Source organism: Aquiflexum balticum DSM 16537 (assembly GCF_900176595.1).
In the GTDB taxonomy this organism is placed as follows: domain Bacteria; phylum Bacteroidota; class Bacteroidia; order Cytophagales; family Cyclobacteriaceae; genus Aquiflexum; species Aquiflexum balticum.
Genome location: NZ_LT838813.1, coordinates 3,535,946 through 3,549,899, shown reverse-complemented (window position 1 = coordinate 3,549,899; position 13,954 = coordinate 3,535,946). Strand labels below are relative to the sequence as shown.

General features: G+C 37.5%; 9 protein-coding genes and 1 CRISPR repeat array (1 of these 10 only partly in view). All 9 genes read left to right on the top strand.

From position 1 onward, the window contains the following. Nucleotides 1-234: 234 nt before the first annotated feature. The 9 genes from cas6 (B9A52_RS14940) to cas2 all read left to right on the top strand — a co-directional run bounded on the left by cas6 (B9A52_RS14940) (nucleotide 235) and on the right by cas2 (nucleotide 8,807). Complete coding sequence (gene cas6, locus B9A52_RS14940; RefSeq protein WP_084121210.1) at nucleotides 235-1,020, top strand: CRISPR-associated endoribonuclease Cas6; 786 nt, start codon at nucleotides 235-237, stop codon at nucleotides 1,018-1,020. Nucleotides 1,021-1,107: 87 nt separating this feature from the next. After that, nucleotides 1,108-1,764 (top strand): CRISPR-associated endoribonuclease Cas6, encoded by a 657-nt coding sequence (gene cas6, locus B9A52_RS14935; protein ID WP_084121209.1) that lies wholly within the window; start codon nucleotides 1,108-1,110, stop codon nucleotides 1,762-1,764. A 20-nt stretch (nucleotides 1,765-1,784) separates the two neighbouring features. Further along, a complete protein-coding gene (locus tag B9A52_RS14930) occupies nucleotides 1,785-2,354 on the top strand; it encodes a hypothetical protein (protein ID WP_231955246.1) in 570 nt (189 codons plus the stop codon). A 3-nt stretch (nucleotides 2,355-2,357) separates the two neighbouring features. After that, a complete protein-coding gene (locus B9A52_RS14925; RefSeq protein WP_084121208.1) occupies nucleotides 2,358-4,508 on the top strand; it encodes a CRISPR-associated helicase/endonuclease Cas3 in 2,151 nt (716 codons plus the stop codon). Beyond that, complete coding sequence (locus B9A52_RS14920) at nucleotides 4,505-5,848, top strand: hypothetical protein (RefSeq protein ID WP_084121207.1); 1,344 nt, start codon at nucleotides 4,505-4,507, stop codon at nucleotides 5,846-5,848. Before B9A52_RS14925 ends, B9A52_RS14920 begins: the two co-directional genes overlap by 4 nt. A 2-nt stretch (nucleotides 5,849-5,850) precedes the next feature. Further along, complete coding sequence (locus B9A52_RS14915) at nucleotides 5,851-6,936, top strand: CRISPR-associated protein Cas7 (protein WP_084121206.1); 1,086 nt, start codon at nucleotides 5,851-5,853, stop codon at nucleotides 6,934-6,936. 52 nt (nucleotides 6,937-6,988) lie between these two features. After that, nucleotides 6,989-7,510, top strand: a complete 522-nt coding sequence (locus B9A52_RS14910; protein WP_084121205.1) for a CRISPR-associated protein Cas4 — start codon at nucleotides 6,989-6,991, stop codon at nucleotides 7,508-7,510. Next, nucleotides 7,485-8,489: a type I-B CRISPR-associated endonuclease Cas1b gene (gene cas1b / locus B9A52_RS14905; RefSeq protein ID WP_084121204.1), complete on the top strand. Its 1,005-nt coding sequence runs from the start codon at nucleotides 7,485-7,487 to the stop codon at nucleotides 8,487-8,489. Before B9A52_RS14910 ends, cas1b begins: the two co-directional genes overlap by 26 nt. 54 nt (nucleotides 8,490-8,543) lie before the next feature. After that, nucleotides 8,544-8,807, top strand: a complete 264-nt coding sequence (gene cas2, locus B9A52_RS14900) for a CRISPR-associated endonuclease Cas2 (RefSeq protein ID WP_084121203.1) — start codon at nucleotides 8,544-8,546, stop codon at nucleotides 8,805-8,807. Nucleotides 8,808-9,020: 213 nt separating this feature from the next. Then, nucleotides 9,021-13,954: direct repeats of the CRISPR family, unit length 30 nt; unit sequence CCATTAATCGCACCATAGAGGAATTGAAAT (it continues 1,937 nt past the right edge of the window).

Below are 13,954 nucleotides of genomic sequence, written 5' to 3'. Positions count from 1 at the left end.
ATTTCAAACTACTTTTACCCAAATTGTTTAAAAAATCAAATGAAAGTATCCTAATAATCCAAAAAAAACAGTGCTTTTGATAAAAAAATACCCTGTTTACGGGATTGTTTGGTGTTGTTTTTATTTAAAACTTGCTAAAGCAACTGAAAATATATTCTGACATCCTGTGTCATTAGTTTTTTTGGTTTTTATAGAGGCATTAGATTACCCTTAATTTTAAAAAGAAAGCAACCAATGAGGTTTAAAATCAGGTTACAAAAAGAAGGAGGAGGTTGGTATTTGCCCATCAATTACCAATATGAGTTGTCCTCAGCGATATACAGGACCATAGACCGGGCAAATAGCGGGTTTAGTAAGTTCCTACATGACCAAGGTTATCTGGCATTTGGTAAAAAATTCAGGCTTTTTACATTTTCCAGGATTCAGTTTCAGAATTATAAAATTATCAAGGAAGCAGGCCGAATCGAGCATTTTGGTGAGAAGGCTGAATTTGAGATCAGTTTCTTGGTTGACCGGGCTGCTGAGGAGTTTATCAAGGGATTGTTTATGGATCAAGTATTTGTATTGGGGGACAAGGTCAGCAAAGTCAATTATGTGATTTCATCCATTGAGGCGGTTAGCCCTCCCCTATTTCAGGAAACAATGCATTACCACTGCCTTTCCCCAATATTTATTAAGAGAAAAAGATTAGATGGTGGGGAAGATTATCTCCATCCTGCAGATAAAGAATATGGCATGCTAATGGTCCAAAACCTGCTTTCCAAGTCAATGGCATTCATCAAAACTGTGATTGGGCAAGAATCAGAAAAACCAATCCTACCCGACTTTGAATTTAAACCAAAAGGGAAAGTGTATAAAAACGGGGTCAAGATCAAACAGCTGACAGAACAGGAAACAATGCTGATCGGTTATATGTATGAATTTGAATTGCGAGTTCTGGTTGAGCTTCATGAAATCGGATATTATGCCGGGTTTGGGCAATTGGGGAGTCAGGGATTTGGGTGTGTGGGAGTTAAATGAAGTTGGGAATTGATAGCTCAGAATTGAAAGGCTAATGAATAAAATTTCCAAGATATATAACAAACTATAAATCTTATAGAGAAAAATATGCGAGCAACTTTAAAACTATCTGCTAATACTGAAAAAGTACCTTTCGACTACCAAAGACAATTGGTTGGTGCTTTTCATAAATGGATAGGTGAAAATCATATCCATGATGATGTTTCTTTATATTCCCTTTCATGGTTAATGGGTGGCAAAATCAATATTGATGGTTTTGATTTTAAATATGGGGCTGAATGGATTATCAGCACTTATGAATCAATCCTTTTGGGATCAGTGATCAAAGGCATTCAGCAAGACCCAGAAATAAATTTCGGTATGACTGTCAAGGAAATTGTACTATCAGATGACCCACCAGTAGAAAGCATTCAAAAATTCTACCTAAACAGTCCGATATTCATTAAGAGAAAAGCCGGCAGTAGACAACATTACTATATTTTTTCTGATAAAGAGAGTGATATGTTAATGACTCAAACGCTCCAGACCAAGTTAAAAAAGGCTGGACTAAACCATGAAGGAGTGAATGTTTATTTTGATAAAACTTACCGTAATCCCAAAACAAAAATAATCTCATTTAACGGAATAGATTGTAGAGCGAGCATGTGCCCTATAATCATAGAAGGAAGTCCTGATCAAATAAAATTTGCCTGGAATGTAGGTATAGGAAACTCCACCGGAATTGGATTTGGTGCATTAAAATAAAGATGAATATGAAGTACTATGTGGTAAAATATTTTGGTCAATTTGGATTTATAAAACCTTGGACAGCAGTGAGGGATAGTGAAACTTTCAGCCAGCAGTTTTTGACCCCGTCCATTGTGGAGGGGATTGAGAAAAAGTTGTTTCCAGAGTTACTAAATGAAACTGGATTATTAAAAATTAAAGGTCATAGACTATCCTATAGCCAAATAACCAACCAACAGGAAGTGATTCAAACAAGGGGCTGGAATTCTACCCGTAAAGGTTCACATTATCTTTTTGACAGACCAAACGCAATTATTATGAGAGGATTATTACACAATCCTCAGTTGTATTTAGCTTTTGAAAACAAAGATGATGCACAGAATGCTTTTTCTCAACACATCTGTTTGTGTAGAAATGAAGATATTTTATTCCCCCAAGAAATAGTGGAAACTACAAAAGCTGAATTTGAAAGCAATGAAGAATTGTTTGCAGGTTATGAGTTGGTTTTTGAGAAAAATGACAAATCATTATTAGTAGGGTATCATAGAATTACCCAAGAGCCAATGTATGGCTGGATAAGAATTGTTGGACAACCTGTAAATGTCTAAAATATGGAAAAGCTTTTTGCCAAATCTTCACCAGAATGGACACCCTTGAAAGATCATCTTTTGCAGGTTGCAAGTGCGACAAAAGTATTCGCCAAACATTTGAAATTGGATGAAGAATTGGCATTTAAAGGAGCTATTTTGCATGATATCGGAAAGGCACATCCAAGATTTCAAAAAAGGCTGAAGGAAAAAGATAGTAATAAAAATGTTCTTAGACATGAGATTTCTTCACTTCTTTTTTTATCTGTTTTTCCTGAGCCGGAACATGAGGTTTTAATTGAAATGGTTGCTGGGCATCATAAGTCTGTTCGTCAGGATTCCGGTGGCAAAGGATTACTTGATTTAGAAAATGAAGTCGATGGTTATGAAGATTTCCATATTGGGGATTGGGAGAATTGGAGCCCTTATGCCTTTCATTTATTAAATGATTTAGGGATTACTTGTTCAACATTTGGTGAAGACGTGGCAAGGGATAACCTTAGCAAAGCCATCAAATTTTGCAAGAGAAAAACCAAAGAACGAGGCTATTCATTTTGGCGTGGACTTTTAATGGGAGCGGATCATTTCGCCTCCGCGCTAATCAATGAAACAAATAAGGAGCTGGAGCGTGTTTTTAGAACTCCAAATCTCAGTTTTTATAATAGAACCCACGAACTCTATCCCCTATCTCAAAAGGATACGTCATCTGCGAAAAAACATACTATTGTTGTAGCAAGTACGGGTGCAGGTAAGACCGATTATCTTTTTAAAAGAACCAAAGGTAGGGTTTTCTACACCTTGCCTTTCCAAGCTTCTATCAATGCAATGTACAAGCGCGTAGCTAGCGATTTACAAAAAACAAATCCTGATTTAGACATAAGAGTATTGCACGCCTCTTCCAGTGTCATTAAGCGTAAAGAAGGTGAGGAGGAATCTGTTTTGCAGTCTTTATTCGGCTCTTCCATCAAAATATTAACCCCGCATCAATTAGCCGCCATTGCATTTGGCATGAAAGGATATGAGGCGATATTGCTTGACTTAAAAGGATGTGATATAATTTTGGATGAAATTCACACCTACACCGGAGTGTCTCAAGCAATTGTGTTAAAGCTTGTCGAGATATTAAAATCAATCAATTGTCTTATCCACATTGGTACGGCTACCATGCCTACAGTACTATATAATAAGATAGTTGACCTACTTGGAGAGGATGTTTTGGAAGTCAAATTATCAAATGAAGAAATGGATAAGTTTGACAGGCATACGGTACACAAGTTGGAGAATTTTAAAGATGCGAAGTTATTGATTCAAAATGCAATTAGAAAGGATGAAAAAGTACTTATTGTTTGTAATAGAGTAGCCAAGGCCCAAGATGTTTACCGATTACTGAAAGATCAATATCCCAATGTTGATATTTTGCTCTTACATAGCAGGTTTAAGCGCGGTGACCGAAATTTAAAAGAAAAGGAATTAATTGGCCTAGATGATGAAGGCAATCCGTTTGGACAGTATAACACCAGTCAAAAGGCGTGTATTGTAGTTTCTACCCAAATTGTAGAGGTGAGTCTAGATATTAGCTTTGATATAATGATAACTGAGTGTGCTCCCATGGATGCTTTAATCCAGCGATTTGGGAGAATAAACAGGAAAAGAAGCTCGGAAATTATAGGGAAAACTAAGCCTGTATTTGTAATAGCTCCGCCTGAAAATAAAATAGATGCACTTCCTTATGATATAGAAGTATTAAACAGATCTTTTGATGTGCTTCCCAATGGAGAGACTTTACATGAACGAAGTCTTCAAGAAAAGATTGACCAAGTTTTCCCGAGAATTGATTTTTTAAACATAGAGGAACATGCCATTTTCAAGGCAGATGGAAGCATTCGTATTGATCAATTAACTCATAGAAATAAATCAATCCTTTTCGAATTGTTGGATATAGATTCTGTTTCCTGTATCACTGAAGGAGATGAGGATTTGTACACGAATTCATTTTATGAAGAACGATTGAATATGGAGATTCCAATAAGGTATTTCAGTATAAAAGAAATGAGGCAATTGCAAGTAGGCAACCGCCCATTTATCATACCTGACAAAGCATACAGCTTCGAATTAGGTTTAGATATCAAACTAATTAAACTATCAAATTTTGATGTAAACAACCAAATGTTATGATCACATCAGTAATAGGAAGAACATTTCTAAAGGCATACAACGAAAAATATGGAAAGGGATATTCCCCCAAAGAATTTTTCGAGAAAGAATATCGGCAGACATTCTTTAATCATGAAAAATATTTAATGTCTGGAGGTAATTCACCTTTCGAAAACCCAAAAATCAGTTGGGAAAAAATGATTAAAGGAATTATTCCTTTTGAAAGTCAAGAAAAACGAGATGAAAGATTCATGAAATTCATGGAAAAGGCTCAATCTGTAAAGGGAAATTTAGATGCAAGTATTGCTATGGGTTTTCCTGCTTCTGATGAAAGAGAATATGCTAGTACATCGGGATTGGTTAGTGATTTAATTATTCCGGTTGATGAGGATGAAGTGTACCTTTCCTGGATAGGAAGCGGTCTGGGAATTACCGTAGCAGGTGGATTTTCAATTCTATTTGACAACCCAATTATCACCCTCCAAACATTTGAAGGATGGAGGAATTACCGCAAATATTTGAATGACCCCACTTTAGATAAGTTAAGAGGAAACCAAATCAATACGTGGAATGGTCAATGGTTGACCTATTCAATGGATCCTGACAAATTTAGAGAAGATTTTGATTTTACAGAGCTTCAAGGTAATGGGATTTTCAAAGTAGATACATCCCTTGCAGAAGTCAATACGGTTAATTGGTCACAATTATTTTTCAGTCTTTCTCAAGTATTCCCTAAAGAAGAATTGATGGGATATGTATATGGATTTGGGCAGACCAACAAAACTATCGGATTCATTCCTTTTCAGTTCAAGTCAGGCACAAGGATAAAGGATGTTTACAGCCAATTATTTGGTGGAAAGTATTCTACTTCCAAAGAATTTGAGAGCCTGTTTGGGATGCATATCAAACGCGCCTGTGAGTTGGGAAGTATTGGCTTGCTTGCTCTGAGACCTGATAGTTTGGTCAAATACATGCAGGATGGAAAAAATTTAAATTTTAAAAAAGAAGAAGATTTAATCAATTATCAAGCATACAAAACCTGGTTAATAGCTATGTTATCTAAAAACAAAGAACAAATTACAGACTATACGATGGAAATAGCAAAAGTCATTCTATCGTATCGCAATGGAGGAAAAGGTAATTCACGAATTACACTTGTGGATAAAAATCTTTTTGATACGAAATCAAAAAAGGAATTCCTTGAACACCTCACGACAATCGTTTCTGATGCTGATGAATCTAATCTTGAAGAAATCAAGCAACTGAGAAACGAAATTCACTTAATGACTAATGAAGAATTTATCTATTTCATCACACTTTTAAAATTTGATTATTCCTATTTACAACGTAAAACAAATTAAATATGAACACTATTTATATCCGTACACTAAAAAGAGCAGAGCATACTGTGTTTAATGTGGCCAATGGCCAAAAAACATATTTTGATCAACAATTCGGACGAGCAATTCCATTTTCAAGTGGTCAACAAGTAAAAAGATCTCTACTTGAATCTGTTTGCGAAAGCCTAAATCTTATGCCATCACCTACTACTTTTATTTTTGATGTTGACAAACAAAAAAAGTTAGGAGAAGGTGAGGTTTATGGAACCTGCGACCCTACCTACCCTGATCAGTTATTTGGTGGCTGGATGAAAGCTATAAAAGGTGGAGGTGAAAGAACATTAAAGCGTAGGAGTCCATTATCCATTTCTGCTATGAGGGCACTTCACCCACTATTGGCAGGGATTGATATTAGAGGTGGTGAAGCAGGCACCTACGACAGAAGTGAACGTCCTAATAATAAGGTAATTGTTCGTGGAGTTGATGGTAAAGAACTTTCAGAAAATGAAATTGCAGAACTGTTAAAGGTAGAAGGAAATACGGATAGAAGCCTAGGCCGAAAATGGCTTAATCCTGCAGATAGAGCGACAGGTCTTTTTGTTTTTGATATTGCAATTGATTTGAGAAGACTATTTTCAGTAAGTCTCAATTCTAATGAGCCCGAAATGTCTGAAACTACCATTCAGAAATTAAAAGATGAAGGGTGGATAGAGTCCAAAAATGTGTTTGGTCCATGTTTAGTAGCTCCAAAATCGCTAAGAGAGAAGTGGGTAAAAGGTCTCGCACAGGCTATAATCAATTGGAGGATTACATCAAATCAGTCTAGAACATTTAGTTTAATGGACACGCTAGCCATCGCCATTAGTGATAATGCCAATTTAGTTGCAGGAAGCATCCGAGCCAAATTATCAGAAGAAGATTCCAGGAAGGCAGACCCAATCATTGATGAAAATCTAAATGGTGTAGAAACATTTATATCCTTACAGGCTGGTGGATTTATTCTTACGAAAGGAGAAACTGCCGATGCCCTCGAACGTGCCGAAAAGGCATTAATTGATAAAATGATAGCATTTGATTATGAAAATCAAATATCAATATTAAATCCATAATTGACTAAAGCTACTTCTTTAAATCGGAGTAGCTTTTTTTTTTAATATTCTAATGCCTATCACCGGAACCCATATCGCCTATCTCCACACCTGCCACCGAAAACTTTGGCTTTTTGCCAATGGGATACAGATGGAGCATACTTCTGATATTGTGGCTGAGGGAAAATTGATCGGTGAGACATCCTATCAGGACAGGTCAGTCAAATATACCGAACTGGAAATCGATGGCATCAAGATTGACTTTTATGATGCCAAGAACAAAGTCATCCATGAGGTAAAGAAGTCTGATAAGGTAGAGCATGCCCACTTTGCCCAAGTGAAATACTACCTGTACATACTGATAAAAAATGGGATCTCAGAAGCTTCAGCAATAATTGAATACCCCAAACTCCGTCAAAGGCAGATTGTGGAATGGGAAATGGAAGACCTTCTGACAGTAGAGGGCTGGATCGCACTCACCAAGCAGATTATCCACCAAGATAATTGTCCCGATCTAATCAACAAGCCCTTTTGCAAAAAGTGCAGCTATTATGATTTTTGTTACGCCAATGAAGAAAACCTATTACCTCTTTAACCCCGGCAGAATAAGCCGAAAGGACAATACACTGAAATTCACCCCTGTGGATGAAAGTGGGCGGGAGGGGCAGCCCAAATATATTCCTGTCGAAGGTGTATCTGACCTTTACTGTTTCGGGAGCCTGGATGCAAATTCTGCCCTATACAATTTTCTTGGTAAGGCCGGAATCAGTGTACATTTCTTTGATTACTATGAGCATTATACCGGGAGTTTCCAGCCCAAAGAATATCTGCTTGCGGGCAAGATGCAAGTACAACAAACCCTCCACTATGCCTCCAAGGATAAAAGGCTTAAAATAGCAAGGAAATTTGTTGAAGGTGCAGCCTTTAATATTTCCAAGAACCTCAAATATTATATCAATAGGGAAAAAGATCTTTCCGCTCAACTTGAAAAGATTCAGGAGCTCAATTCCAAAATCCATGGTTGTATCGAGATTCCCGAACTGATGGGCATAGAGGGCAATATCCGGCAGATATATTATGATGCATTTGATGTGATCCTAAAGGAACATGCAATGGAAGGCAGAAGCAAGCAACCTCCCCTCAATGAGGTGAATGCTTTGGTATCCTTTGGCAATATGATGTGCTATACCATGTGTCTGGATCAGATCTACCATACCCAATTGAATCCTACGATCAGTTTTCTCCATGAACCGGGCTTTCGGCGCTATTCCCTTGCCCTGGACATTGCTGAGATTTTCAAACCCATTTTGGTTGACCGTGTGATCTTCAGAGTTTTGAACAAAAAAGAGATACAGTCAAAGGATTTTGATATTCATATCAATAAAGTGGTATTGAAGGAATCGGGAAAAAGGGTGTTTATCAAAGCCTTTGAGGAAAGATTGAACGAGACCATCAAACACCGGACTTTGAACAAACATGTTAGTTATAAACATTTGGTCAAGTTGGAGTGCTACAAACTGAGCAAGCACATATTGGAAATGGAGACTTATCAGCCGTTTAAGATTTGGTGGTAGCTATTTGAGATGTGAGACACGAGACATGAGATGTGAGATTTAAAAAAGTGGAAAATGTATGTAATATTAGTATATGATATTGGAGAGAGGCGGGTGGTGAAGATGTTAAAGCTTTGTAGGGAATACTTGAACTGGATTCAGAATTCGGTGTTTGAGGGGGAGATCACGGAAGTCAAATTGAAGGAACTGATCAGCAGGGCAAAGAAGTTTATGAAAAAGGAAGAAGATAGTTTGATCATATTCAAAAGCAGGGAAGAAAGGTGGTTGGAAAAGGAAATCATCGGTCAGGAAAAAAATGACCTGGACATCTTTATTTGAGGATTTGGTTGTCGAAGGGTATTTTTTTTCATCCGATTTCGAAATTAAGCGTAGAGCATTTGACTGAAAAACTTACTTTCACATGCAGGACAAGGGTTGTCGAACCCCCAGTAAAATCAGGTTATTGGAGATCGAAAATTTTAAAAGTGAAAAAAAATGAAAAAATAGGCTTAGATTAAGAAATATGACCTATTTTTAATGACGAGGCCACGGCCATTAATCGCACCATAGAGGAATTGAAATACTCCTGCAGCAGCTGTCCACCTGTTCTGTGTCGTCCCATTAATCGCACCATAGAGGAATTGAAATTATTCTCTGGCTGTTGCGTAAAGCCATACCTTTTCCCATTAATCGCACCATAGAGGAATTGAAATTTGGCAATGTGCAACCGGTCAATGGATATCAACAGCCCATTAATCGCACCATAGAGGAATTGAAATTTGACTGTGGAATGCTGCGGATTCCTTGTCAGTAAACCATTAATCGCACCATAGAGGAATTGAAATTTATCTCTGATCGTTGACATAAAGGTTTTCCAAATCCCATTAATCGCACCATAGAGGAATTGAAATGTAATTATTCCACTTGGAGACATATCACCCCATCCACCATTAATCGCACCATAGAGGAATTGAAATTAATGAAGGTAAATTAGGTGGTTTCCATCCAATTTGCCATTAATCGCACCATAGAGGAATTGAAATTATATTGAAGGATTTATCGCCTACACCTACATTATTCCATTAATCGCACCATAGAGGAATTGAAATAAGATATTGCCATATTGGATGCATTGACCGTATGGCCCATTAATCGCACCATAGAGGAATTGAAATCCTTTAACACCTGAACTCTTAATATCGGCAAGAACGCCATTAATCGCACCATAGAGGAATTGAAATTGGTATCAATGTAACTCAATTCGGGGTAAGTTCGACACCATTAATCGCACCATAGAGGAATTGAAATAAGGATACATAATTTACAGTACCTATGAATACGATACCATTAATCGCACCATAGAGGAATTGAAATAAGATCGAATGAATCAAGCGAATCTATAATCAAATCCATTAATCGCACCATAGAGGAATTGAAATTGGTGTACATTGGAATAATGAACCACGGGATGAATCCATTAATCGCACCATAGAGGAATTGAAATTTATTTCCCTCCCTAAATATCATGTATCTCTCAGGACCATTAATCGCACCATAGAGGAATTGAAATATAGGTATATCACTGCTTAATGAACAATGTCCATACCATTAATCGCACCATAGAGGAATTGAAATTTGGCTTTGTTTACGGATGCCGTTATTCCTGAAACCCCATTAATCGCACCATAGAGGAATTGAAATAGATGTGGCAATTGGGTGGGGTACTTTGGGACGGTTCCATTAATCGCACCATAGAGGAATTGAAATGCATGAGTACCGCGGCTTCATGGATAGGATCTGTCACCATTAATCGCACCATAGAGGAATTGAAATGAATATCAGGGGAAAATCTTTTTTGTCCTTCTCGTTCCATTAATCGCACCATAGAGGAATTGAAATTTGGGATCTGCAATGAAGTTTTTGTACAGTACCGGCCATTAATCGCACCATAGAGGAATTGAAATAGGGAATTAGTGCTTTTAGCCCTTTTCGGGCTGTTTCCATTAATCGCACCATAGAGGAATTGAAATATTATTCATGAAACGATTAAGAAAATATCATTATGCCATTAATCGCACCATAGAGGAATTGAAATGGAGCAAGTATTGCATACACAGTCAAATATATCAACCATTAATCGCACCATAGAGGAATTGAAATTTAAAAGAGATCCTTCAAAGGTATACAAGAGGTCAACCATTAATCGCACCATAGAGGAATTGAAATATTGTTTTTTGCAGGAGAATTGTTTGGTCTACCATACCATTAATCGCACCATAGAGGAATTGAAATCAGAAAAGCTGGGGATCAACATCTATCAATACCTGGCCATTAATCGCACCATAGAGGAATTGAAATATATGACCAACCATGTAGGGAGGCATTCTTTTGCTACCATTAATCGCACCATAGAGGAATTGAAATTTTAATTTTACGATATGGACAACATAGAATTACAATCCATTAATCGCACCATAGAGGAATTGAAATAGGAATTCAGAGACACAGGAAAATCGCAAGACAATCCATTAATCGCACCATAGAGGAATTGAAATAAGATGCCCTGAGATTGCTGGACCGCCTTGATCACACCATTAATCGCACCATAGAGGAATTGAAATTAGAGTTGGGGTGAAAAGATCCTTTGGATGATTTCACCATTAATCGCACCATAGAGGAATTGAAATAGAGATGCCTGGGCGAGGTAGTGCCGGTTTCGGAAGCCATTAATCGCACCATAGAGGAATTGAAATAGTTCCCCTGTCAGGTAAGCATTATCAGAAAGCAAACCATTAATCGCACCATAGAGGAATTGAAATTTTCTTTACTTTGATAATGTTCCAATCCCAATAATTCCATTAATCGCACCATAGAGGAATTGAAATAAGTTTCGATGGCATCTACTTTGGTTTTATCAAGCTCCATTAATCGCACCATAGAGGAATTGAAATATGGAAAGAATTGGGATGAGTTGATGACGGAAAATACCATTAATCGCACCATAGAGGAATTGAAATTCAGTAGAGTGGGAAGTAACGGATATCCCCGAGGAACCATTAATCGCACCATAGAGGAATTGAAATTAGATGACTGTGAGTTTTTTTGATTTGATGTACTTCCATTAATCGCACCATAGAGGAATTGAAATTAAGTAACCATCACATGAATCCAAGTGTCTGCCACACCATTAATCGCACCATAGAGGAATTGAAATAATATCTGATCAATTGACTTGTTTACAGATAGTTCGCCATTAATCGCACCATAGAGGAATTGAAATTCGTATTCCCCAAACACATCTTTACCGCCAAGTCCACCATTAATCGCACCATAGAGGAATTGAAATTGAAAGAATTGAGGTATTGACCGAAGCTGAATTAAACCATTAATCGCACCATAGAGGAATTGAAATATGAATCATCATTGTACCATTTCCTGATTTGCCTTGCCATTAATCGCACCATAGAGGAATTGAAATGGTGCAAAGGTTATTCTGATCATCGTAGAAGTCTACCCATTAATCGCACCATAGAGGAATTGAAATAGTAGAACGCATTTTTAATAATATCCTTACTGAAATCCATTAATCGCACCATAGAGGAATTGAAATTCATAAATCTAGATGCATAAAGATGTTCATGTTCTCCCATTAATCGCACCATAGAGGAATTGAAATAAGGAAAAGACAGGCAAAGCGGTTACCAAAAAGATCCCATTAATCGCACCATAGAGGAATTGAAATTAGACAAACAATGGATTGAAAAATATGATAATGGTCCATTAATCGCACCATAGAGGAATTGAAATAGAAAAGACAAGGATACGGGAAACTATCCAGCACCACCATTAATCGCACCATAGAGGAATTGAAATAGGGAAACAGTAGCCTGGACAGGTGATGTATGGCGGCCATTAATCGCACCATAGAGGAATTGAAATAAAATTGAAAATAGAATCATTTCTTTGGCTTTTATTCCATTAATCGCACCATAGAGGAATTGAAATAGTGCGAAGTGGTAGTATGTTTATGTTGCTTTTCACCATTAATCGCACCATAGAGGAATTGAAATCAAACCCAAACCTTACAGTCTTTCTTGGCTTTCATCCCATTAATCGCACCATAGAGGAATTGAAATCAGCTACGCCTACAACTGGGTATATCACCCCGGCATCCATTAATCGCACCATAGAGGAATTGAAATTCAGTAGCCGTTGTCAATCCGACTACAGGTCAATTCCATTAATCGCACCATAGAGGAATTGAAATGTCCCTGTTCCAAACTCAACATAGGGCGCATAATTCCCATTAATCGCACCATAGAGGAATTGAAATTTAGTTTGTATAATTTCATCTTCTGGATGGTCGCACCCATTAATCGCACCATAGAGGAATTGAAATATTTAAAGTCGGGTGTTTCTGTGTCCGACATATCGACCATTAATCGCACCATAGAGGAATTGAAATTTGGAATGAATGCAGTATTGGTGGGAGCCTGACGTTCCATTAATCGCACCATAGAGGAATTGAAATAGTATTCCAACATTTTATCAGCCTGCCATTTGAATCCATTAATCGCACCATAGAGGAATTGAAATAAAGAAAATGTACCTGATGAAGCATGGAAAAAAACCCCATTAATCGCACCATAGAGGAATTGAAATATTAAAGGTAAGCGTTAAACCTTCCTCATATCCTTCCATTAATCGCACCATAGAGGAATTGAAATTCAGAAGGCAGAAAGGCTATTCCGCTTTTGAACCACCCATTAATCGCACCATAGAGGAATTGAAATATGAATGAGCCAGAGGCTTTGACATTAGGTGTCTATCCATTAATCGCACCATAGAGGAATTGAAATTGCACGGAAATTGATGCATGTACCTGTGGTCCTGACCATTAATCGCACCATAGAGGAATTGAAATGGTATTTGAATACGATGCAAGTAATACGGTAACTTTCCATTAATCGCACCATAGAGGAATTGAAATGAACAACCAAGAAAGAAATGGGCTAAGAAAAGACGGCCATTAATCGCACCATAGAGGAATTGAAATTCGCTCAGAATGTATCTGAATACAACGATAAAAACGCCATTAATCGCACCATAGAGGAATTGAAATTGATAGCATTTCCACACAGCAACCCAAAATTACAGGCCATTAATCGCACCATAGAGGAATTGAAATAAGCAACTTTGGAAACAAAGGTGCAGGAACTTGAAGCCATTAATCGCACCATAGAGGAATTGAAATCAGGTAAGATCGTAACCGCATTTATGCAATAACACCCCATTAATCGCACCATAGAGGAATTGAAATATCAGAGAACAGCTTGGATTGGCTCCTGAGTATACTCCATTAATCGCACCATAGAGGAATTGAAATTGGCCAGGCGATGCGCTTCACGCTTGCCGGTGGCGCCATTAATCGCACCATAGAGGAATTGAAATTCAAATGAACTTGTTGCAGGATCGTAAAACTCCAA